16 protein-coding genes are annotated in these 22,355 nt (G+C 67.3%); 9 read left to right on the top strand and 7 right to left on the bottom strand.

Going from position 1 to position 22,355, the window contains the following annotated elements:
* Positions 1-71: 71 nt before the first annotated feature.
* From ftsZ to AC6HZP_RS17135, 5 genes are all read left to right on the top strand, one after another.
* Complete coding sequence (ftsZ, locus tag AC6HZP_RS17155) at positions 72-1,835, top strand: cell division protein FtsZ (RefSeq protein WP_497523818.1); 1,764 nt, start codon at positions 72-74, stop codon at positions 1,833-1,835.
* A 266-nt stretch (positions 1,836-2,101) separates the two neighbouring features.
* Positions 2,102-3,052 (top strand): UDP-3-O-acyl-N-acetylglucosamine deacetylase, encoded by a 951-nt coding sequence (gene lpxC, locus AC6HZP_RS17150; protein WP_497523817.1) that lies wholly within the window; start codon positions 2,102-2,104, stop codon positions 3,050-3,052.
* Between the two features lie 182 nt (positions 3,053-3,234).
* Positions 3,235-4,107 carry an outer membrane protein assembly factor BamD gene (locus AC6HZP_RS17145; RefSeq protein WP_244669526.1) on the top strand — a complete coding sequence of 291 codons (873 nt, stop codon included), beginning with the start codon at positions 3,235-3,237 and terminating at the stop codon, positions 4,105-4,107.
* Between the two features lie 18 nt (positions 4,108-4,125).
* Positions 4,126-5,796 (top strand): DNA repair protein RecN, encoded by a 1,671-nt coding sequence (gene recN / locus AC6HZP_RS17140; RefSeq protein ID WP_497523816.1) that lies wholly within the window; start codon positions 4,126-4,128, stop codon positions 5,794-5,796.
* A 218-nt stretch (positions 5,797-6,014) separates the two neighbouring features.
* Positions 6,015-6,857, top strand: coding sequence for a siderophore-interacting protein (locus AC6HZP_RS17135; RefSeq protein WP_497523815.1), 843 nt, complete (start codon positions 6,015-6,017; stop codon positions 6,855-6,857).
* A 66-nt stretch (positions 6,858-6,923) separates the two neighbouring features.
* Here AC6HZP_RS17135 and AC6HZP_RS17130 read toward each other — a convergent pair whose 3' ends face one another.
* From AC6HZP_RS17130 to AC6HZP_RS17120, 3 genes are all read right to left on the bottom strand, one after another.
* Positions 6,924-8,318, bottom strand: coding sequence for an FAD-binding oxidoreductase (locus AC6HZP_RS17130; protein ID WP_497523814.1), 1,395 nt, complete (start codon positions 8,316-8,318; stop codon positions 6,924-6,926).
* Positions 8,319-8,432: 114 nt separating this feature from the next.
* The gene (dapA, locus tag AC6HZP_RS17125) at positions 8,433-9,392 is read right to left on the bottom strand and encodes a 4-hydroxy-tetrahydrodipicolinate synthase (protein ID WP_497523813.1); all 960 of its coding nucleotides are present in this window, start codon (positions 9,390-9,392) and stop codon (positions 8,433-8,435) included.
* A gap of 106 nt (positions 9,393-9,498) precedes the next feature.
* Entirely contained in the window at positions 9,499-9,732 is a 234-nt protein-coding gene (locus AC6HZP_RS17120; RefSeq protein ID WP_497523812.1) for a hypothetical protein, read from the bottom strand.
* Positions 9,733-10,168: 436 nt separating this feature from the next.
* On the opposite strand from AC6HZP_RS17120, the gene AC6HZP_RS17115 reads away from it, so the two are divergent.
* Together AC6HZP_RS17115 and ligA are read left to right on the top strand one after the other, a co-directional pair.
* Positions 10,169-11,446: a multidrug effflux MFS transporter gene (locus AC6HZP_RS17115; protein WP_497523811.1), complete on the top strand. Its 1,278-nt coding sequence runs from the start codon at positions 10,169-10,171 to the stop codon at positions 11,444-11,446.
* Positions 11,447-11,540: 94 nt separating this feature from the next.
* Positions 11,541-13,682, top strand: coding sequence for an NAD-dependent DNA ligase LigA (gene ligA / locus AC6HZP_RS17110; RefSeq protein ID WP_497523810.1), 2,142 nt, complete (start codon positions 11,541-11,543; stop codon positions 13,680-13,682).
* Between the two features lie 71 nt (positions 13,683-13,753).
* Here the strand turns inward: ligA and AC6HZP_RS17105 are convergent, their stop codons facing one another.
* Positions 13,754-14,446: a PRC-barrel domain-containing protein gene (locus AC6HZP_RS17105; RefSeq protein WP_497523809.1), complete on the bottom strand. Its 693-nt coding sequence runs from the start codon at positions 14,444-14,446 to the stop codon at positions 13,754-13,756.
* Between the two features lie 32 nt (positions 14,447-14,478).
* Positions 14,479-16,314 (bottom strand): aminopeptidase P family protein, encoded by a 1,836-nt coding sequence (locus tag AC6HZP_RS17100; RefSeq protein WP_497523808.1) that lies wholly within the window; start codon positions 16,312-16,314, stop codon positions 14,479-14,481.
* A 241-nt stretch (positions 16,315-16,555) separates the two neighbouring features.
* Between AC6HZP_RS17100 and AC6HZP_RS17095 the strand changes: the two genes are divergently transcribed.
* Together AC6HZP_RS17095 and scpC are read left to right on the top strand one after the other, a co-directional pair.
* A complete protein-coding gene (locus AC6HZP_RS17095) occupies positions 16,556-16,774 on the top strand; it encodes a hypothetical protein (protein ID WP_201400302.1) in 219 nt (72 codons plus the stop codon).
* A gap of 171 nt (positions 16,775-16,945) precedes the next feature.
* Positions 16,946-18,448, top strand: coding sequence for a succinyl-CoA:acetate CoA-transferase ScpC (gene scpC, locus AC6HZP_RS17090; protein WP_497526817.1), 1,503 nt, complete (start codon positions 16,946-16,948; stop codon positions 18,446-18,448).
* 423 nt (positions 18,449-18,871) lie between these two features.
* On the opposite strand, the gene AC6HZP_RS17085 is transcribed toward scpC, so the two are convergent.
* Entirely contained in the window at positions 18,872-19,738 is an 867-nt protein-coding gene (locus AC6HZP_RS17085; RefSeq protein WP_497523807.1) for a 50S ribosomal protein L11 methyltransferase, read from the bottom strand.
* 144 nt (positions 19,739-19,882) lie between these two features.
* On the bottom strand, positions 19,883-22,234 hold the full coding sequence (locus AC6HZP_RS17080) for an ATP-dependent helicase (protein ID WP_497523806.1): 2,352 nt from the start codon (positions 22,232-22,234) through the stop codon (positions 19,883-19,885).
* Positions 22,235-22,355: the final 121 nt, after the last annotated feature.

Below are 22,355 nucleotides of genomic sequence, written 5' to 3'. Positions count from 1 at the left end.
GGCAGCGCCAGTTTGATGGAAATATGGTCGGGGTACGCCACCGGCTTAGGGGTCAAGACGACGAGGTCACCATGACGATCAACCTGAAAATGCCGGATATCACTGAGCTGAAGCCCAAGATCACGGTCTTTGGTGTCGGCGGCGCGGGTGGCAACGCCGTCAACAACATGATTCGCTCGGGCCTCGAGGGCGTCGAGTTCGTCTGCGCCAACACGGACAGCCAGGCGCTGATGTCGGCTCGCGCCGAGCGCCTGATCCAGATGGGCGTCGCCGTCACCGAGGGCCTCGGCGCCGGATCGATGCCGGATGTCGGCCGCGCTGCCGCGGAGGAGGTCATCGACGAGATCAATGACCATCTCGCCGGCTCGCACATGGTGTTCGTCACCGCCGGCATGGGCGGCGGCACCGGCACCGGCGCCGCACCGGTCATCGCCCGCACGGCCCGCTCGCACGGTATACTGACCGTCGGCGTCGTGACGAAGCCGTTCCAGTTCGAAGGCGCCCGCCGCATGCGCGTCGCCGAGGCTGGTATCCAGGAGCTGCAGGAGAGCGTCGACACGCTCATCGTCATCCCGAACCAGAACCTGTTCCGGATCGCCAACGAGAAGACCACCTTCGCCGACGCCTTCGCGATGGCCGACCAGGTGCTCTACTCGGGCGTCGCCTGCATCACCGACCTGATGGTCAAGGAAGGCCTGATCAACCTCGACTTCGCCGACGTCCGTTCGGTGATGCGCGAGATGGGCAAGGCGATGATGGGCACCGGCGAAGCCTCGGGCGACCGTCGCGCGATCATGGCCGCCGAGGCGGCGATCGCCAATCCGCTGCTCGACGAGACCTCGATGCATGGCGCGCGTGGCCTGCTGATCTCGATCACCGGCGGCCGCGACCTGACCCTGTTCGAAGTCGACGAAGCCGCGACCCGCATCCGCGAGGAAGTGGATCCCGACGCCAACATCATTCTCGGTGCGACGTTCGAGGAAAGCCTCGAGGGCGTCATCCGCGTTTCGGTCGTTGCCACGGGCATCGAGTCGGACCTCAAGGACGAGGTTTCTCCCGGTGACCGCACGCAGCAGGACATGCACAACCGCATGAAGGCCGCTGCCCAGGCCGCCACGGCTCCGCAGACGCCGCAGGCCTCGCGTCCGGCCTCGATCGATACCCGCGCCGCCGCGCCGGTCCAGCAGGCTCCGGCCTTCCGTCCGGCCGTGCCGCAGCAGGCTCCGGTCCAGCATCATGCCCCGGCCCAGCCGGTGATGCGCGACCCCGGCGTCACCATCGCCCCGATGGCCCCGCCGACGGTTTCCTACGCCGAGGCCGAGCTCGATCACGAGTTCGACATGGTTCCGGCTCCGGTGCGGGAAGAGCATGTCCCGGCTCCGCAGCCCTTCATCCCGCCGGCAGCCGAAGCTCCGGCCGCTTCCCGCATGCCGCGCGTCGAGGACTTCCCCGCCGTCGCCCAGCGCGAGATGCAGGCCCAGCGCGCCGAAGCCCAGCCGCATCACGAGGAAGATCGCGGCCCGATGAGCCTGCTCCGCCGTCTGGCGAATGTAGGTCTTGGCCGTCGCGAGGAAGAAGCCGCGCCGCAGGTGAACCGCCAGCAGCCGGCGCCGCAGCAGCGCGCCCCGCAGCAGGGCGCCCCGCTGCAGCCGCAGCGTCAGCCCCAGGCCGGCGCGCCGCGCGCTCCGCAGCAGCCGGTTCCGCCGCGTGCGCCGCAGCAGTCGCAGGACTATCGTCCGCGTCAGGCGGAGCTCGACCAGCATGGCCGCGTGATGCCGCGCAGCGAGGATGACCAGCTGGAGATCCCGGCCTTCCTCCGTCGTCAGGCCAACTGATACGGATTGGCTCTCTCGAGGCCCGGCTCTGGAAACAGCGCCGGGCCTCTTTCGTTCCGGGCGCGGGGGTGCGTTACAGAAGGTTAGAAAGAGTGATTTGTTGACCGGGTGGTCGAGGCTCTATCTATCCATCACAACATGCTGACGAATCTGACGATTCCCTGTTGGCCTGCCTACCTGGTCCATGGGTATCAGTCGGTCGGAACAGCGGCGGGGCGGACCACAGAGCAGTCGGGGATTTTGACAAGCTCTCTTGGGGCGAATTGATGGCTAAACGACAGGGCATGCACCAGACCACGTTGCGCGATCGCGTTGTGGTTTCGGGTATCGGCGTGCATAGCGGCAAGCCCGTGGCAATGGCCCTCAACCCGGCCGAGGCCGGTACGGGCATCGTCTTCCACCGTATCGACGCGGGCGACACGCAGCCGATCGAGGCGCGAATCGATCGCCTGCATGCGACGGATTCCTGCACTACGGTCGCCTTCGACGGCGTCTCGGTCTCGACCATCGAGCACCTGCTCGCGACCTTCAACGGCCTTGGCGTCGACAACGTCCTCGTCGAGATCGACGCGGCCGAAGTGCCGATGATGGATGGCAGCGCCGCCGCCTTCGTCGATCTGGTCGACCAGGCCGGATTGGTCGCGCTTGCCGCGCCGCGCCGCTTCGTCAAGGTCCTGAAGCCTGTCCGCATCGAGCACAAGGGCGCCTTCGCGGAGCTTCTGCCCTTCGATGGCCGCCGGTTCGAGATCGACATCGACTTCACTTCGCCGCTGATCGGCCGTCAGGCCTTCGTCGTCGACCTCGACGCCGACGTCTTCCGCCGCGATCTCGCGCGCGCCCGCACCTTCGGCTTCATGAAGGATGTCGAGTTCTACTGGTCGCGCGGTCTGGCGCTTGGTTCCTCGCTCGACAACACGGTCGTGCTCGGCGAGGACAAGGTGATCAACCCGGAAGGCCTGCGTTTCGCGGACGAGTTCGTGCGTCACAAGACGCTCGACGCGGTCGGCGACCTGGCGCTCGCCGGTGCGCCGATTCTGGGCACCTACCGCTCCTATCGCGGCGGGCATCTCATGAACGCGCGGATCGTCGAAGCGCTGTTCGCTGATTCGGATGCGTGGACCTATGTCGACGCCTCGGTGCCGGCGAAGCGCGATGTCGTGCATCCCCAGATGCCGGTTCGTCTGCCGGCGGCTGCCTTCGGCCCGGACAAGTCCTAGGCCGAACGGCGGCATATTCCGCACAATCCGGATATTTCCGAAGTCGCGTGCTTCTCTGCCACGAAATTGCGGCAATGCGTTGCGACGGCTTGTGGCGTCATCGTGCTGTTTCCGCTAGAGAGGCTGCACCGCTTTGCCCCATCGAAAGAGGCGATGCCGGCTCGCGCCGGTTCGATGTGTGAATGAACGATATTAGCTCGATCCGCCCGTCGACCTTTGCCAATTTTGGCCGGTTCGGCTCCGTCACCCTGCGTGCCGCTGCGCTTGTCGCGCTGGTCGCGGTCGCCGGCTGTTCGCTGACCAAGGACGATGATGCCGCCGACGAGCCCGACGTTCCGGCAGGCCAGATGTACAATCAGGGCCTGACCCTGATGCAGAACGGCAAGCTCAAGTCGGCCGCCAAGGAATTCGAGAAGGTCGATCAGCAGCATCCCTATACGGAATGGGCCCGCAAGGCGCTGATCATGACGGCGTTCACGAACTATCGCCTCGGCAACTACGAAGAGACGGTGACGGCGGCCCGCCGCTACATCTCGCTCTATCCGTCGAGCTCGGATGCCGGCTACGCGCAGTACATGATCGGCCAGTCCTACTTCAAGCAGATCCCCGAGGTGACGCGCGATCAGGACGCGACCAAGAAGGCGATCGCTGCCATGCAGGAGGTCGTCGACAAGTATCCGAACTCCGAATATGTCGACGACGCGCAGAAGGCGATCGTCGTGGCGCGCGACCAGCTGGCCGGCAAGGAAATGCAGGTCGGCCGTTACTATCTCGAGCGCAAGGAATATCCGGCCGCGATCAACCGCTTCAAGGTTGTCGTGACCGATTACGGCAATACGCGTCACGCTGAGGAAGCGCTGTATCGCCTGACCGCCGCCTATTACGCGATGGGCGTCGTTCCGGAAGCGCAGACCGCCGCCGCCGTGCTCGGCCACAACTTCCCGGATTCGAAGTGGTATAAGGACGCCTATTCGCTTCTCCAGACGGGCGGCGTGTCGCCTTCGGAGAACAAGGGCTCCTGGATCAGCCGCGCATACCGCTCCGTGACGGGTTAACAGGGGACAGGGCGCGCCATGCTCGCCGCGCTCGCAATCCGCGACATCGTTCTCATCGATCGGCTCGAGATCGACTTCGCGCGCGGTCTCACGGTCCTGACCGGTGAGACCGGCGCGGGCAAGTCGATCCTGCTCGACGCGCTCTCGCTCGCCCTTGGCGGGCGCGGCGACGGCGCGCTCGTCCGCCAGGGCGCCAGCCAGGGCCAGGTGACGGCCGTATTCGACGTCCATGCCGGCCATCCGGCGCGGACGCTTCTTGGCGACAATGCCATCGATCATGACGGCGACATCATCCTGCGCCGTGTCCAGACCGGCGACGGCCGCACGCGCGCCTTCGTCAACGACCAGCCGGTCAGCGTCGCGCTGCTGCGTGATGTCGGCGCCTCGCTGGTCGAGATCCACGGCCAGCATGACGACCGGGCGCTGATCGATTCGTCCATTCATCGCCGCCTGCTCGACGCCTTTGGCGCGCTTGATCCGGAAGTGGGGGCGGTCGCCGACGCGTTTCGCGACTGGCGCTCGGCTGAAAGCGAAGTCGCCGCGCTCCGGCGCCGGATCGCCTCGGCGCGCAGCGAGGGCGACTATCTCCGCGCCTCCGTTGAGGAGCTCTCGAAGCTCGCGCCGCAGCCGGGCGAGGAGACGGAACTCGCCCAGCGCCGCCATACGATGATGCAGGCCGAGAAGGTCGCCGGCGACCTCTCCGACGCACATGACACGATCGCCGGCCACACCTCGCCGATCCCCAATCTGGCGAGCCTGGCCCGCCGGCTGGAGCGCAAGCGCGACCAGGCCGGTGGCTTGCTCGACGGCGTCGTCGAGGCGATCGACAGCGCCATCGACGCGCTGGAAGAGGCCGAAACGATCCTGACGCGCTCGATGCGCGACAGCGAGTTCGATCCCAAGGAACTGGAGCGCACGGAAGAGCGCCTGTTCGCGCTCCGTGGCGCGGCGCGCAAGCATGACGTCGCCGTCGAGAACCTCGCCGCGCTGCGCGACCGGATGGTCGCCGATCTCGCGGCGCTCGATTCCGGCGAGGAGCGTCTCGCAGCGCTGGAAGCGGCGTCCGAGGCCGCCTGCCGGCGCTATGACGCGCTCGCCGCCGCGCTTTCGGCGCGCCGCCGCCTCGTCGCCGAGGAGCTCGAAGGCCGCGTCGCCGAGGAGCTTCCGGCGCTGAAGCTCGAGCGCGCCGCCTTCATCGTCTCGATCGAGACGGATGCCGAGGCGCGCGGCGACGCCGGCATCGACATCGTCAATTTCTTCGTCCGCACCAATCCGGGCACGCGCCCGGGCCCGATGATGAAGGTCGCGTCCGGCGGCGAGCTCTCGCGCTTCCTGCTGGCGATCAAGGTGGCGCTCGCCGATCGCGGCTCGGCGCCGACCCTCGTTTTCGACGAGATCGACACCGGCGTCGGTGGCGCGGTCGCCGAGGCGATCGGCAAGCGCCTGGCGCGCCTGGCCGAGCGGGTGCAGGTGCTCTCCGTCACCCATGCGCCGCAGGTCGCGGCGCGGGCGGGAAGCCATCTCCGCATCGCCAAAGACGGCGTCGACGGGGAAGACCGCGTGGCCACCGGCGTGACGCCACTGACGGGCGACGAGCGGCGCGAGGAGATCGCCCGCATGCTGGCCGGCAGCGTCATCACCGACGAGGCGCGCGCCGCCGCGCATCAGCTCATTCACGGCTCCGCCTGACAAGGGCTTGTCGATCGAGGCTTGGGCTTGTCGATCGAGGCTTGCGGTTTCTGCTGCGCTGCGTCATTTTACCGGCGTGGTTTGCGGGCTCGCCACAGGCCTGCACGTAGGCGTTAACGTTAGACAACGCGCCGATCGAGCTTGCCCGAGCAGGTTCGACCTGCGCGGCGTTGCCTAAGACGTTGCTCACGGTCGGACTGCTCCTTCCTGGAGTTACCATGTCCGAGACCCAATCCCCCGTTATCGTTTCCCCCGCACCGCACGAGACCTATCGTGTCCGCTATCCGCTCAGGATCCGTCGCCTGACGGTGACGCGCGTCGTCGAGCTGACGCGCTCGATGATCCGCGTCACGCTTTCCGGACCGGATCTGGCCGAATTCGCCAGCCGTGGCCATGACGACCACGTCAAGCTGTTCTTCGCCCGTCCGGGCGAGGAGACGCCGTCGCTGCCGACCTTCGGGCCGAACGGCCCCGTCTTCCCGGAAGGGGCGGAGAGGCCGATCGCCCGGGACTACACGCCGCGCCGCTACGACGCCGCGGCCGGCGAGCTCGATCTCGATTTCGCCGTCCATGAAGCCGGCCCCGCCACCGCGTGGGCGATGCAGGCCGAGGTCGGCAGTACGCTGCATGTCGCTGGGCCGCGCGGCTCGATGATCGTGCCGGATGATTTCGACTGGTACCTGCTCGTCGGCGACGAGACGGCGCTGCCGGCGATCGCGCGGCGGCTCGAGGAGCTCCGGCCCGAGGCCAGGGTGCGGGTGCTGATCGAGGTCGGCGGCGCCGAGGATGAACTGCCGCTCGCGAGCCGCGCTTCGAGCGAGATCACCTGGCTGCATCGCGGCGCGGTGGCGCCGGGCGAGGGGAGGTTGCTCGACGACGCGGTCGCGGCGCTGGAACTGCCGAAGGGCGAGGGCTTCGCCTGGGTCGCCTGCGAGTCCGATACGGCCAAGCGGCTGCGACGCATCCTGGTCGAGGACCACGGCGTGCCGAAGCAGCGCGTCAAGGCGTCGGGTTACTGGAAGCGCGGACTCGTCAGCTATCACGACACGCACGACGAATAAGCGCCGCACGGATGTTTTGATCTTGCAGCGGCACGGACGGTCCACGTCCGTGCCGCTCGCCCGACCTCAGTGCAGCGGCCGGATGTTCTGGTTGACCCGGAACACATTGTCCGGGTCGTATTTGGCCTTGATCGTGACCAGGCGATCGTAATTGTCGCCATAGGTGGCGCGGATGCGGCCTTCGCCTTCGTCGTCCATCATGAAGTTGACGTAGCCGCCGCCTTTGCCGCCATTCTGGTTGTGCGGATGGACCGCCTCCCAATAGGCCTTGGTCCAGCGGGTGATCGGCCCGGCCTGCTGCGGGTTCGGGTCGATGCCGGCAATCACCATCGACCAGGTCGCCCCGCGCGCGTTCCACGCCGTATCGCCCCTGCCGACGCGATGCACCGCGCCGTCGATCGGATAGAGATGCATCAGGGACAGCGTGCTCGGGGTCTGCTCGGCCTGCGCCAGATGAGCGTCGATCGCCGCGTCGCTGAGCTCGTTGACGAAGTCGCCGCGCCAGTACCATTGCATGCCGGACGGCAGCAACGGGTCAAACAGGCTCTGCAGGGCCGGGAAGGGCATCATGCCCATCCAATTGACGAGCGGCGGCGGCAGGCCTTCGAGGAAGGGCTTCATCGCCATCTCGCCCTCGGCCTGCGGGCCGTTGTAGCAGGAGATCAGCGCGCAGATCCGCTTGCCCCAATGCTCGCGCGGGAACGGATCGGCGGACGGCATGGTCTTGAGGCCGAGGAAGGCGCCGAGCTTCTCGGGCGCTCCGGGCAGCATGTCGCGATAGCGGCGCATGACGGCGCCGGCGTCCTTCTGGTCCCAGAAGATCGGACCGCCATAGACCATGTCGACCGGGCGCGCCTGGAACAGGAAGCTCGTCACGACGCCGAAATTGCCGCCGCCGCCGCGCAGCGCCCAGAACAGATCCGGGTTCTCCGTCGCGCTGGCGGTGACGAAGCGGCCGTCGGCCAGCACGACGTCGGCCTCGAGCAGGTTGTCGATGGTGAGGCCGTATTGCCGGGTCAGGTAGCCGGTGCCGCCGCCGAGCGTCAGTCCGGCGATGCCCGTCGTCGAGACGATGCCGGCCGGAACGGCGAGGCCGAAGGGATGCGCGGCGTGGTCGACATCGCCCTGCGTGCAGCCCGGGCCGACGCGGACGGTACGGCTGGCAGGATCCACCCGGACCCCCTTCATCGACGTCAGGTCGATGACGAGCCCGTCGTTCACGCTGGCGAGACCGGGACCATTGTGGCCGCCGCCGCGTATGGCGATGAGCAGCTTGTGTTCGCGGCCGAAATTCACGGCTTCGATCACGTCCGCGACGTCGCTGCATCGCGCGATCATCCGCGGCTTCTTGTCGATCATGCCGTTGTAGAGCTTGCGGACGTCGTCATAGTCGACGCTGTCGCCATCGATGACCGGACCGCGTAATTTGCCGGAGAGTTCGGCTGCTTCCTGCGAGCGCATGGCTGCCTCCTTCGGTTGCCGCGTCTACCGCCGCCTCGGAAGTGCCCAAGGCATCGTACGCCAATGCATTCCGATGAGCCATGCCGTTAGGGTAGGTGTTTCCCCCCGGCTGCATCAGGACAGGCGGATCCTCTCGATTCCCGACGATCCCGGCCGGTCGCCGTGGAGAATCATCTCGGCGAAGCCTTCCGGCGTGTCGACCAGATGCGCCACCGCCAGCTCGATGGCACGCATCGAAGCTTCGGTCGGCGGCGCCAGCGGCAGGCGGGGCGCCGGATTGAAGCCGGGTCGGAGGCACGACACGGCATATTTGATCGCCACGGGTTCGGGCTCGCGCTCGAGAAGGACGAGGAGCGGCAGGATCTGGCGATGCAGCGCCGAGGCGAGGGCGAGATCGTGCTGGCGGCAGGCCTCCTGGATCGCGGCCGAGACGCCCGGCAGCAGATTGGCGATGGTGGAGACCAAGCCGTTGCCGCCGAGGGCGTGGTGCTGGACGGCGAGCTCGTCCCGGCCGGCGAGGCAGGCGAAGTCCGGTCGGCCAGCGTCCGGGCGAAGCGCCGGGGCGATCCCGCCGCTGGAAGACGCGACGATGCCGACGATCGACGGGATCCGCCGCAGTCGCTCCAGCGTCGCTTCGGCGAGCGAGACGCCGGTGCGCTCGGGGGCGTTTTCCAGCAGGATCGGGATGTCGACGGCGGCGGCGAGCGCCGCGAAATGCTGGAACAGGCCCTCCTGCGACGGGCGGTTGTAATAGGGCGTCACGACGAGCACGGCGTCGGCCCCGGCGAGCCGGGCGTTTCGCGTTCGGGCAATCGTCTTCTCGGTGCTGTTGCTGCCGGTCGCGGCGATCACCGGCCGGCGCGAGGCCGCCTCGACGGCGATGCGGATCAGCCGGTCGCGCTCGGCTTCGGTGAGGGTCGATCCCTCGCCGGCGACGCCGCAGGGCACCAGCCCGTCCGTACCCTGCCGAACCTGCCACGCGACGAAATCGCCGAACGCCCGTTCGTCGATGCCGTCGCGCTTGAAGGGCGTGACGAGCGCGATCATCGAGCCGCGGGGGATGACGTCTTTCACAGCCGTTGCCTTCCGTTGAGATCAGAGAGGATGCGTAAAAATATCAAAGCCTTGGATGCGAGCCGGGACAGGCCGGACGCCTGTCCCGACCGTGGGCCGCGCGGGTCTAGATCGGCAGTTCCAGCCGTTCCTCGACCAGCTCGACGGCGTCCGGGCGATAGCCGCATTCGGCGCTGGCATAGCGGAGCGCCGACGTCCGGTCGGTGAACAGTCCGCCGGCGTGGCCGCCGGTCTCGATCGCCAGCCAGTGGCCGAGCCGGTCCTGGCCGACGAGGAAGTGGAGGCTCGTGGAACCGGTCGTCGCGAGCGGGACCGGGTTCATGTCGCTTGACGTGTGCATTGGCTCTTCATGGTGTACCCAGCGCGATCTGTGCGCCGCGCGGCTAAGGTGCGGGCGAGCGCATAGGGGATCGAGGGGTACGGAGCGGCCGTCGCATAGGGATCTCATAGGGGCGGGCCGGGCGAGGGCTTGCCGCGTTTTGGCGCGGCCGAACTCAGGCGGCCGGCGCGCCCTTTTCGCCACACCGCCGGAATCTGTGCCTGGCTACGGAATTTATGGTTGATCGCAAGGAAGCCGTAGAGCTATTGATGAGCTTCCCCGGAAGTAAGCTTGCTGGACGACCTGTGACCCTGGTCACGGCCCCGCCACAAAGACCTGTCTAGTATAGGTTGCTCCCGCGCCGACCGCTTCTGGCTAGTATCACCGCTTCGCCTCCAACGACCGGCTGCACTTCGAACAGGCCATACCGCCTGTCGATCCGTTTTTGGAAATCAAAATGTCCGTCCTGTCCGTGGGCGCTTCCGCACGCCCAGCCCGTGAGCCGTCTTTCGCTGAATTCATCGTCATCATCGCCTTCATGATGGCGCTGGGTTCGATGTCGATCGACAATCTGTTGCCGGCCTTCGGCCACATCCAGCACGATTTCGGCCTCGCTTCCGCCAATGAAGTCCAGCTGATCCTGACCGTCTACATGGCGGGCTTCGCGATCATGCAGCTGTTCTACGGTCCCGTCTCCGACATCGTCGGCCGCAAGCCAACGCTGATGATCGGCCTCGTCATCTTCACGATCGGCAGCCTGATCGCGCTGTTCGCGCCGAATTTCGAGATGCTCCTGGTCGCCCGCCTCGTCCAGGGCATGGGCGCGGCCGCGACGCGCATCCTGTCGGTGGCGATCGTGCGCGACCGCTACGAGGGCCGCGAGATGGCCCGGGTGATGTCGTTCACGATGATGATCTTCATCATCGTTCCCGTCTTCGCCCCGGCGATCGGCAGCCTGTTCCTTCTGTTCGGCACCTGGCACGCGATCTTCGTCTCGATGCTGGTGATGGCGGTCGGCATCGCGCTCTGGTTCGGCCGGCGCATGCCGGAGACGTTGCATCCGGAATACCGGATGCCGTTCTCCGTTTCGCGCATCGCCGGCGGTGCCAAGCGCTGCCTGCAGCAGCGGGCGACGGTCGGCTATTCGACGGCGATCGGCCTGATGTTCGGTGGGCTGATGGCCTATCTCGGCTCGTCGCAGCAGATCTTCGAGACGGAGGTCTACGGCCTCGGCAAGTTCTTCCCGCTCGTCTTTGGCATGATTGCCGCGGTCATGGGCGTCGCCTCCTTCGTCAATGTCCGCATCGTCCGTCGTCTCGGCATGCGGCGCATCTCGCATGCCGGTGTCTGCGGCCATGTGCTGATGTCGGTGCTCATGGTCCTGAGCGCCCTCTGGTTCGACGGCAAGCCGCCGCTGCTGCTCTTCGCCGCGAACCTCGCCGTCTGCCAGTTCCTGTTCAGCCTGACGATGCCGAACTTCAACACCATGGCGATGGAGCCGCTCGGCGACATCGCCGGCACGGCCTCGTCGATGATCGGCTTCTACACGACGATCCTCGGCACGATCATCGGCATGGGCATCGGCCAGGCGTTCAACGGCACGGTCCTGCCGCTGTCGCTCGGCTTCCTGGCGACCGGCGTGCTCAGCCTCGCCGTCGTGATCTGGACCGAGCGCGGCCGGCTGTTCGCGCCGCACCACGCCGATCCCTCCGCCGTGCTCGACGCCGGCCACTAGGAGCTCTTGGCAAGGGGCTGTTGGCGAAAGCCTCGGCCCCTTGCGAGCGAACGGGCGGCACGGCATAGCTTTCTTCCTGAATGGGAGTGCTGCCATGCCGTCGGATTTGTTGCGCGAGATACCGGTCGAGACGCTGAAGGCGGACGAAGCCGCCGCGGAGCACCAGCGTCTCAGCGCCGAGATCGCCGAAAACGATCTCCGCTACCATCAGGACGACGCGCCGACCATTTCGGACGCCGACTATGACGCGCTCCGCCGCCGGCTCGTCGCGATCGAGGGCCGCTATCCGGACCTGATTTCGGCGGCCAGCGTCTCCGTCGGCGCCGCTCCATCGGCCAAGTTCGCCAAGGTGCCGCATGTCGTGCCGATGCTGTCGCTCGACAACGCCTTCGACGACCAGGACGTGGTCGATTTCATCGATCGGGCCCGGCGCTTCCTGAAGATCGACGGCGCCATACCGTTCACCGCCGAGCCGAAGATTGACGGCCTGTCGCTGTCGCTGCGCTACGAGGGCGGCCGCCTCGTCACCGCCGCGACGCGCGGCGACGGTTTCGAGGGCGAGAACGTCACCGTCAACGCCCGCACGATTGGCGATATTCCGCAAAAGCTCCCGGCCGGCGTACCCGAGATCGTCGAGATCCGCGGCGAGTGCTACATGGCGCATGCCGATTTCGAGGCGCTGAACGCGCGCATGGCGGCGGCGGGCGGCGGCAAGAGCTTCGCCAATCCGCGCAATGCGGCCGCCGGCTCGCTGCGCCAGCTCGATCCGAAGATCACCGCGTCGCGGCCGCTGCGCTTCTTCGCCTATGCCTGGGGCGAGATGAGCGCGCTGCCGGCCGAGACGCAGATGGGCATGGTCGAGGCCTTTGCAAGTTGGGGCCTGCCGACCAACCCGCGCATGATCCTCTGCCAGACGGTCGAGGAGGCGCTCGCCTTCTATCACGCGCTCGAAACCGACCGCGCCGGGCTCGGCTACGACATCGACGGCGTCGTCTACAAGGTGAACTCGCTCGCCCTGCAGAACCGGCTCGGCTTCGTCTCGCGCAGCCCCCGCTGGGCGGTCGCGCACAAGTTCGCCGCCGAGCAGGCCGTGACCGTGCTGAACGGCATCGACATCCAGGTCGGCCGCACCGGTGCGCTGACGCCGGTCGCCAAGCTGGAGCCGATCACCGTCGGCGGCGTCGTCGTCTCCAACGCGACGCTGCACAACGAGGATTATATCAAGGGTATCGGCGGCGATGGCCTGCCGATCCGCGACGGCGTCGACATCCGCGTCGGCGACACGGTCGTCGTGCAGCGCGCCGGCGACGTCATCCCGCAGATCGTCTCGGTGATGCTCGACAGGCGTCCCGCCGATTCCGTTCCCTACAGCTTTCCGACGATCTGTCCCGTTTGCGGCAGCCATGCCGTGCGCGAGGAGGACGAGGCCGTCCGCCGCTGCACCGGCGGTCTGATCTGCGCCGCGCAGGCGGTCGAGCGCATCCGCCACTTCGTCTCGCGCAATGCCTTCGACATCGAGGGGCTGGGCGAGAAGCAGGTGCAGGCTTTCCACGAGTGGGGCCTGATCAAGGAGCCGGCCGACATCTTCACGCTGGAGGCGCGCGACGCGGGCCAGCTGCAGCGGCTGAAGAACCGCGACGGTTTCGGCGAGACCTCGGCGCGCAATCTCTTCGCGGCGATCAATGACCGCCGCAGCATCGCGCTCAATCGCTTCATCTATGCGCTCGGCATCCGCCATGTCGGCGAGACCAACGCCAAGCGCTTCGCCCGCCATTTCGGCACCGTCGAAGCGTTCCGCGATACGGGGCTGGCGGCGCGTCCGCCGGGACCGGAACTGCTGAAGGGCAACGACGCCTGGGTCGAACTGGTGGGCATCGAGGGGATCGGCGCGGTTGTCGCCGAGGCCGTCGTCGACTTCTTCGACGAACCGCACAATCGCGACGCCTTCGCCAGGCTGCTGGAAGAGGTCACGCCGCAACCGCTCGAGGCGGCCAAGACGGATAGCCCGGTCGCCGGCAAGACGGTCGTCTTTACCGGCACGCTGGTGCGCATGACGCGCGACGAGGCCAAGGCGATGGCGGAGCGGCTCGGCGCCAAGGTTGCCGGATCGGTCTCGAAGAAGACGGATCTGCTGGTCGCGGGGCCGGGCGCCGGATCCAAGCTCAAATCCGCCGCCGAAAACGGCGTCGAGGTGATCGACGAAGACGGCTGGTTCGCGCTGGTCGGCGCGGACTGATCTTCCAGGATACAGCCAAAAAATGAGGCCCGCCCTCGCGGGCAGGCCTCCGTTTCCACGGCTTCTGGGTCTTACGGCGCCGCGGGGGCCGTTGCCGGTGCGGCCGGGTCCGTCGCCGGTGCGGCCGGGTCGGTCGCCGGAGCAGGCTCCGTTGCCGCCGGCGGCGTCATCGGGTCAGCGGCTGGCATGGTCGTATCCGCGGCCGGCGCTGCCGCCCTGGCGGCGTCCGATTCCTGCTTGGCTACTGTCTTGAACTCCGGCGCCGCGTTGAGCTCTTCCTTGCTGGTGGCCAGCACCAGCTTGACGCCATTGTCGACCTTGATGCGATCGAGGGTGGCGGGCGCGACCGCGACGTCCTTGCGGCCGATGCCGAGGAAGCCGCCGACGCCGATCACCACGGCCTTCACCTGGCCGTCGTCGGTCGCGAGGATGTCGACGATCTTGCCGAGGTTCTCGTCCGTGCCGCTATAGACCGTCGAGCCCATCAGGTTGGAGGCGAGCCAGTCGGTTGTGCCGTCCTCCAGCACGATGAAGCGGTCGGCCGGCGCAACCGTGGTTGTGGTCGCGGCTGGCGCGCTGGTCTCGGCAGGAGGAGGTGCGTCCTGCGCCAGCGCGGGGCCAGCAGCAAGGAGAGCGACCAGGGCCGTTGTCTTGAAAAGCGTGTTCATGGTCGTAACTCCGTGTTTTTTATAGCCAATTGAGCTCAGGCTCGATCGGTCAACGGAGTCATGCCGGCGACGTTCCATCACGAAACCTGTCGACATGACAGGTTTCGTGATGACAATAACGGCTCGGCCTATGCGTCCAGCGGTTGCGTGGCGCGGATCAGGAATTGCAGATCTTCACCGGCGAGCGTCGGGGCGAGCGCCTCGCGGACGCGGGCGTGATAGGCGTCCATCCAGGCCCGTTCGGCCGGGGAGAGCAGGGCGACGTCGATCAGGTTGCGGTCGATCGGCGCCAGCGTGATGGTCTCGAAGCCGAGCATCTGGCGGTCGCCGCCGGCGATCGCGGCGGGCGGGGTCACGACGATCAGGTTCTCGATCCGGATGCCATAGGCGCCGGTCTTGTAGTAGCCGGGCTCGTTCGAGAGGATCATGCCGGGCTCGGGCGGCAGATGGCCCGCCTTCGAGATGCGGACCGGCCCTTCATGCACGGAGAGGAAGGCGCCGACGCCGTGGCCGGTGCCGTGGTCGAAGTCGAGGCCGGCCTGCCAGAGCGCGTGGCGGGCCAGCGTATCGAGCTGCGCGCCCGTCGTTCCCGTCGGAAAGCGCGCCGTGGCCAGCGCGATGTGGCCCTTGAGCACGCGGGTGAAGCGATCCCGCATTTCGGCCGAAGGCTGGCCGATGGCGATGGTGCGGGTGATGTCGGTGGTGCCGTCGCGATATTGCGCGCCGGAATCGACGAGATAGAGCGTGCCGCTTTCCAGCTTGCGGTCGGTCGCCTCGTTGACGCGGTAATGCACGATCGCGCCATCGGAGCCGGCGCCGGAAATGGTGTCGAAGGAGATCTCCAGCAGCGGCGAGCCGTCTTCATCGCCCGCCTCGGCGCGGAACGCCTCCAGCTTCTTGGCGACGCTGATCTCCGTCTCCGTGCCCCTGGCGCCGTTCGCGTCGAGCCAGGCGAGGAAGCGGGTCATGGCGACGCCGTCGCGGCGGTGCGCCCGGCGGGTGCCGTCGAGCTCGACCGCGTTCTTGCGCGCCTTGGGCAGCACGACGGGGTCGGCGCCCTCGACGATCACCGCCTTGGCGTCCGTGAGCGTCGTGGCGAAGAGGGCGGGGGTCGTCTGCGGATCGAGCAGGACGCGGCGGCCTTCGGCGCCGAGTTCGGCGAGATCGGCGAGCAGCGCCCTCTCTTCCTTGATGTCGGCGCGCTCGGCAAGCGCGTCGCGCAGCACGTTGGAGAGCTTGCGGCCGTCGACATAGAGCGTCGGGCGCTGGTCGCGGCGGAGCAGCGCGTAGGAGAGCACGACCGGATTGTGCGGCACGTCGGCGCCGCGGATGTTGAAGGTCCAGGCGATCGAATCGGATTGCGCCAGGATTGCCGCGTCGACATCCTTCTCGGCGAGGATCGCCTGCAGGCGACGGATCTTGGCGTCCGCCGTTTCGCCGGCGAGCTCGTCCGGCTGCGCCATCACCTGGGTGAGCGGCGGGGCGGGGCGGTCGGCCCAGATCACGTCGATCGGGTTTTCGTCGAGCGCCACCAGCTCCGCCTTGTTCGCCTTGCAGGCCGCCTCGAGCCGGCGAACTTCCGCAAGCGTCAGTAGGCGCGGATCATAGCCGATCCGGTCGCCCGCCTTGAGCTTGCCCTTCAGCCACTGATGCGGCGGCAGGGCGATCAGGTCCTGCGGCGTGAAGTCGGCGACATCGACCTGGTCGCGCACCTGCAGCGTGTAGCGTCCGTCGACGAACACCGCCGCCTCGTCCGCGAGCACGATGGCCGCGCCGGCGGAGCCGGTGAAGCCGGTCAGCCAGGCGAGGCGCTCCGCCGAGGCGGGAATGTACTCGCCCTGATATTCGTCGGCATGCGGCACGATGAAACCGGCGAGGCCGAGGCGGGCGAGATGGGCGCGGAGCGCGACCAATCGGTCGGCGATCGGGTGGGCACGGCTGGGCGCGTCGTAGTTCTGGAACATCAGCAGGGGCCTTTTTCGCGGGTCGCGATGGTTTGCGAGACCCTAACGGGGCGCGGTGGCGACGGCAATTCCGGCAACACCGGTGTTTGCATCGCGGCGCAATTGTGGCGACACCTTGTGCGATGCAAAAACCGCATGTCTGTCATTCCGTTACAGATGTACCTTCACGTCAGCGTTAGGGGTATGAAGACCATGGTTAAGGGATGCAGGGTGCATCTCCAGCAAAAAAGGAATTCGGATCATGTTGGCTGCAGCTTACGGCGAAATCGGCGTTGCCCCGGCAGGAAGCCGCGGGCAGGGCGTCGTTCGGCGCGCTGCTGCCCGGATGACCCACGTCCGCGAGCGCCGCATGCCGCGCTTCGTGAACGGCTACCAGCTGTCGCTCGACGACGCGGCGCTGGCGACCTTCGGCTATGACCGCGAGACGCATGAGCGCCGCGCCATGGGTTCGATCGTCTAACAAGACTGGCTCGGGTCGGCCTGGCGTCGATCGAGCCGCGCGGATCGTTGGGATCGGCGCCTGTTCTGCAAAATCCGCGACCGCCCGTCGCGGATTTTGTGCTTTTTGCGGGGTGATTCTGCCTTCGCCCCGTCCTATGGTCCGGCAACTCCCACTTACATGCTGGACATCATGCTCAAGGATCGCATCCGCCTCGCGTCGCTTCTCGACAAGGTCATGTCGCCGGCGGAGGCAGCGTCGCTGATCCGTGACGGCATGACCGTCGGCATGAGCGGCTTCACCCGAGCAGGCGACGCCAAGGCGGTGCCGCTGGCGCTGGCCGAACGGGCCGCCACCGAGCCCTTCGGCATCACGCTCATCACAGGCGCCTCGCTCGGCAACGGCATCGACGAGGTGCTGACGCGCTCGCATGTGCTGAAGCGCCGGCTGCCCTTCCAGTCCGACCGCGTGCTGCGCGCCGCCCTCAACAAGGGCGAGGTGATGTTCATCGACCAGCATCTCTCCGAGACGGTCGAACTGCTGCGCTCGCGCCAGATGGGGCCTATCGACGTCGCCGTCGTCGAGGCGGTGGCGATCACCCGCGAGGGCGGCATCATCCCGACGACCTCGGTCGGCAACTCCGCCACCTTCGCGATCCTCGCCGAAAAGGTGATCATCGAGCTCAATCTCGGCCAGTCGGCCGATCTCGAGGGCCTGCACGACATCTACATCCCGACGCGGCGGCCGCATCGCGAGCCGATCCCCGTGATCACGCCCGACAGCCGCGTCGGCCTGCCGTTCATCCCGATCGATCCGGCCAAGATCGCTGCCATCGTCGTCACCGAGCGGGTCGACAGCTCCGCCGAGACGACGGCGCCGGATGACGAGACGCGGGCGATCGCTGGGCACCTGATCGAGTTTCTCGGCTCCGAGGTGCGCAAGGGCCGCCTCACCAACCGGCTGGGGCCGCTGCAGGCCGGCATCGGCTCCATCGCCAACGCCGTGCTGCACGGCCTGATCGACAGCCCGTTCCACGATCTCACCATGTACAGCGAGGTGCTGCAGGACAGTACGTTCGAGCTGTTCGATTCCGGCAAGCTCGCCTTCGCGTCGGGATCGTCGATCACGCTGTCGGCCGCCTGCCAGGCGCGGGTGATGCCGAACATCGGGCAGTACAAGAGCCGCCTGGTGCTCAGGCCGCAGGAGGTCTCGAACCATCCGGAAGTGCTGCGCCGCCTCGGCGTCATCGCCATCAACACGGCGCTCGAATGTGACATTTACGGAAACGTCAACTCGACCCATGTCGGCGGCACGCACATGATGAACGGCATTGGCGGCTCCGGCGATTTCGCCCGCAACGCCTATATGGGCATCTTCGTCACCAAGTCGCTCGCCAAGGACGGCTCGATCTCGCGCATCGTGCCGATGGTGCCGCATGTCGACCACAACGAGCACGACGTCGATGTCGTGGTGACCGAGATCGGCCTCGCCGATCTGCGCGGCCTGGCGCCGCGCGAGCGCGCCGAGGTGATCATCGCCAACTGCATCCACCCGAGCTATCGCGAGCTCGCGGCCGACTACTACCGCCGCGCCGTGAGAGAACATGGCGGCCAGACGCCGCATCTGCTGGCGGAGGCCTTCTCCTGGCACCTGCGCCAGGAGGAAACCGGCTCGATGCTGCCGGCGGTGGGGTAGGGTTCAATGGACCCTCACCCCGACCCTCTCCCGCAAGCGGGCGAGGGGGATCGCCTGCGTCGGTTGTCGCGCTCGCGGATCATGAGGGTGCCGGCCTAGGCCCTCTCCCGCTCGCGGGAGAGGGTTGGGTGAGGGGCTTGCTTCGAAGCGAGGACCGCCTGAGCCTCGAAGACGCAGCTCCGTCGTCATCCCGGACGCAGCGAAGCGGAGATCCGGGATCCATCCAGCCGGGTCAGCCTGCTCCGTCATCATCCTGAGGTGCTTCGCGTGAGCGAAGCCTCGAAGGAGGGTCCAGCGGGCACTCCAGTTTGCAGACGAAGTCCGGAGGTCCCGGGCGTTCCCTAAACCCTCCTTCGAGGCCCGGCTTTGCCGGGCACCTCAGGATGATGGTCGAGATTGGCTGCGCGCGCGACGCAGTTCCCCCTACCGCTCCAGCGTGAGGGTCAGCCAGCCTTCCTGTTCGCCGGTGCGCGCCAGCTTGAGGCCCTCGGCCTCGTAGGCGGCGGTGACGGCCGGGCCCTGGGCGGTGAGCAGGCCGGAGAGGACGACCGTGCCTTTCGACGCCAGATGGGCCGCGACATCGGGCGCGAGCGCGATCAGCGGACCGGCCAGGATGTTGGCGACGATCAGGTCGTAGGGCGCGCGGTCGGCGAGGACGGGATTGCCGAAGCCTTCCGCCGTCGCCGCGTCGATCAACTCCGAGACGCCGTTCAGCGCCGCGTTCTCGGCGGTGACGCGGGTGGCGATCGGATCGATGTCGGTCGCGAGCACCGGCTTCTGCCAGGCCTTGGCGATGGCGATGGCGAGCACGCCGGTGCCGGTGCCGAGGTCGAGGATGCTCTTGTAGTCGTGGAGCCTGCCGAGCCGGTCGATCTCCTCCAGGCAGCCCGCCGTCGTGCCGTGATGGCCGGTGCCGAACGCCTCGCCGGCCTCGATCTCGATGGCGATGTCGCCGGGCAGGATCTTGTCGCGGTCGTGGCTGCCATGCACGAGGAAGCGGCCGGCGCGGACGGGCTTCAGGCCCTCCAGCGACTTCGCCACCCAGTCCTCGTCCGGAAGGTCCGAGACGACGAAGGGGCCGACATCGGCACCGAGAACCGCAGCGAGCACGCGCGCCAGCGCCGCCTCGTCGGGCTGCTCCTCGAAATAGACGTCGACGGTCCAGCTCTGGTCGTCCTGCTCCGTCGTCGCGGCGGAGGGAAAGCCAAGCGCTTCATCCTCGCCGATCGCCTCGATGAGGCGAGTCGCGTCGGATTCCTTGGCAAGGTTGAGGGAGGCGATGAGGGTCAAGCTGGCGAACCTTGTCTGGCGGCGGAGGGTGTTTTCATACCCCGCCTCTGAGCCGATTGGGAGATTGCTTATGGGCCGAAAGCCGACACCCGACCCCGTCCCGCCGCGCGGGCTTTAGAGGGGCTGCATGCGGCTCCAGCCGGGCTAGTGCTTGGTCACAAAACTGTCGACGACCTTCTTGGTGCCGGTCTTCTCGAAATCGACAGTTAGCTTGTTGCCCTCGATCTCGACGATGGCGCCATAGCCGAACTTCTGATGGAAGACCCTCTCGCCGAGCTTGTATTTCGACGAGGAGCCGGTCGATTTCGCCACCAGCTCGCCCTCGATCTGGCGCGGCGCCGAACGGGCATGCGCCTGGGCGGGGGCCTTGTTCGCCTGGGCGCGCTGCCAGCCGGGCGTCGAATAGGTGTTGTTGAAACTGTCGGCGCGGTCGAAGCGGCTGGCGCCGTAATTGCCGACGCCGCCGACATTGTAGCCGCCATAGCTCGACGTCTGCTCGATCACCTCGACATGCTTTTCCGGCAGTTCGTCGAGGAAGCGCGACGGCACGTTCGATTGCCAGAGGCCGTGGATGCGGCGGTTCGAGGAGAACCAGATCATGGCGCGCTTCTTGGCGCGGGTGATGCCGACATAGGCGAGGCGGCGTTCCTCCTCTAGGCCGGCGCGGCCGCTCTCGTCGAGCGAGCGCTGGTGCGGGAACAGCCCTTCCTCCCAGCCCGGCAGGAAGACGGTCTCGAATTCGAGGCCCTTGGCCGAATGCAGCGTCATGATCGAGACCGCGTCCTGGTTCTCGGCGCGGTCGGTGTCCATGACGAGGGCGATATGCTCGAGGAAGCCGCCGAGCGACTCGAACTCCTCCATCGAGCGGATCAGTTCCTTGAGGTTTTCCAGCCGGCCCGGTGCGTCGGCGGACCGGTCCTGCTGCCACATCTCGGTGTAGCCGCTCTCCTCCAGGATCATCTCGGCCAGCTCGCCATGCTTCATCTGGTCGAGCTTCGAGCGCCAGAGCGCGAACGAGGCGAGGAGATCGCGCAGCGCCGTGCGCGTCTTGGACGACTTGATCTCCTCGGTCTGGATCAGCTCGTCGGTCGCCTGGAGGATCGGGATGTTGCGGGCCCGCGCATGGTCGTGCAGCAGCCGGACCGTCGTCTCGCCGATGCCGCGCTTCGGCACGTTGACGATGCGCTCGAAGGCGAGGTCGTCGGCCGGCTGCGCGACGACGCGCAGATAGGCGAGCGCGTCGCGGATTTCCTGCCGCTCGTAGAAGCGCGGGCCGCCGATGACGCGGTAGTTGAGGCCGATCGTGACGAAGCGCTCTTCGAAGGAGCGCATCTGGAACGAGGCGCGCACCAGGATCGCCATGTCGTTGAGCTTGTGGCCATGGCGCTGCAGGCTCTCGATCTCCTCACCGACGGCGCGGGCCTCTTCCTCCGAATCCCAGGCAGAGGCGACGCGGACGCGGGCGGCGTCCGGGTCGGTCGCGTCGGTGAACAGCGTCTTGCCGAGCCGGCCCTCATTGTGGGTGATGAGGTGCGAGGCAGCGCCGAGGATGTGCGAGGTCGAGCGGTAGTTGCGCTCGAGCTTGATGACGACGGCGCCCGGAAAATCCTTCTCGAAGCGCAGGATGTTGTCGACCTCGGCGCCGCGCCAGCCATAGATCGACTGGTCGTCGTCGCCGACGCAGCAGATGTTCTTGCGGCCCTGCGCCAGCAGGCGCAACCAGAGATACTGCGCGACGTTGGTGTCCTGGTACTCGTCGACCAGCATGTAGTGGAAGCGCTGGTGATAATCTTTGAGCACGTCCGGATGTTCGCGGAACAGGCGCAGGTTTTCCAGAAGCAGGTCGCCGAAGTCGCAGGCGTTCAGCGTCTTCAGGCGTGCCTGGTAGTCCCGGTAGAGCTTGATGCCGCGCCCGTCCGCGAAGGAGCCGCCATCGCCCGGCGGCACGTCGGCAGGCGTCAGGCCGCGGTTCTTCCAGCTGTCGATCAGATTGGCGAGCTGCCGTGCCGGCCAGCGCTTCTCGTCGATGTTCTCGGCCTGGATCACCTGCTTCATCAGGCGGATCTGGTCGTCGGTGTCGAGAATGGTGAAGTCGGAGCGCAGGCCGACCAGCTCGGCATGGCGACGCAGGATCTTGACGCCGATCGAGTGGAAGGTGCCGAGCCAGTTCATGCCCTCGACCGAGGGGCCGATCAGCTCGCCGATGCGGTGGCGCATCTCGCGCGCCGCCTTGTTGGTGAAGGTGACGGCCAGGATCTGGCTCGGATAGGCCTTCTGCGTCGCCAGCAGATGGGCGATCCGTGTCGTCAGCACGCGCGTCTTGCCGGTGCCGGCGCCGGCGAGCACGAGGACCGGCCCTTCCGTCGTCTCGACCGCGAGGCGCTGCTCGGGATTGAGGCGCGCGACGTAGTCGGGGGCGGCAGCCCGGCCGAGCGCGCGCGCAGCGATGCCGCCGGGGCGCGGGGCGGGGGCGGAACTGTCGAAGGGAACGGTCATCTGCGGGGCGGTCGATTCGAAGAACGGGACATGAGAACAAATATGGACCGCGGCGGCCGTCCATGCCAGCTTTCCTACAGAAACAGGACCTGCCTGTCCAAGCGAAGCCGCCTTCGTCCCG

The sequence above is a fragment of the Kaistia sp. SLG-1 genome (assembly GCF_059699055.1).
This window is presented reverse-complemented; position numbering and strand designations above follow the sequence as displayed.

What these genes read in the sequence shown, in the direction of transcription:
- ftsZ (WP_497523818.1), top strand. Translation starts at nt 72, where the DNA reads ATGACGATCAACCTGAAAATGCCGGATATCACTGAGCTGAAGCCCAAG.
- lpxC (WP_497523817.1), top strand. Translation starts at nt 2,102, where the DNA reads ATGGCTAAACGACAGGGCATGCACCAGACCACGTTGCGCGATCGCGTT.
- AC6HZP_RS17145 (WP_244669526.1), top strand. Translation starts at nt 3,235, where the DNA reads ATGAACGATATTAGCTCGATCCGCCCGTCGACCTTTGCCAATTTTGGC.
- recN (WP_497523816.1), top strand. Translation starts at nt 4,126, where the DNA reads ATGCTCGCCGCGCTCGCAATCCGCGACATCGTTCTCATCGATCGGCTC.
- AC6HZP_RS17135 (WP_497523815.1), top strand. Translation starts at nt 6,015, where the DNA reads ATGTCCGAGACCCAATCCCCCGTTATCGTTTCCCCCGCACCGCACGAG.
- AC6HZP_RS17130 (WP_497523814.1), bottom strand. Translation starts at nt 8,318, where the DNA reads ATGCGCTCGCAGGAAGCAGCCGAACTCTCCGGCAAATTACGCGGTCCG.
- AC6HZP_RS17120 (WP_497523812.1), bottom strand. Translation starts at nt 9,732, where the DNA reads ATGCACACGTCAAGCGACATGAACCCGGTCCCGCTCGCGACGACCGGT.
- AC6HZP_RS17115 (WP_497523811.1), top strand. Translation starts at nt 10,169, where the DNA reads ATGTCCGTCCTGTCCGTGGGCGCTTCCGCACGCCCAGCCCGTGAGCCG.
- ligA (WP_497523810.1), top strand. Translation starts at nt 11,541, where the DNA reads ATGCCGTCGGATTTGTTGCGCGAGATACCGGTCGAGACGCTGAAGGCG.
- AC6HZP_RS17105 (WP_497523809.1), bottom strand. Translation starts at nt 14,446, where the DNA reads ATGTCGACAGGTTTCGTGATGGAACGTCGCCGGCATGACTCCGTTGAC.
- AC6HZP_RS17100 (WP_497523808.1), bottom strand. Translation starts at nt 16,314, where the DNA reads ATGTTCCAGAACTACGACGCGCCCAGCCGTGCCCACCCGATCGCCGAC.
- AC6HZP_RS17095 (WP_201400302.1), top strand. Translation starts at nt 16,556, where the DNA reads ATGTTGGCTGCAGCTTACGGCGAAATCGGCGTTGCCCCGGCAGGAAGC.
- scpC (WP_497526817.1), top strand. Translation starts at nt 16,946, where the DNA reads ATGCTCAAGGATCGCATCCGCCTCGCGTCGCTTCTCGACAAGGTCATG.
- AC6HZP_RS17080 (WP_497523806.1), bottom strand. Translation starts at nt 22,234, where the DNA reads ATGACCGTTCCCTTCGACAGTTCCGCCCCCGCCCCGCGCCCCGGCGGC.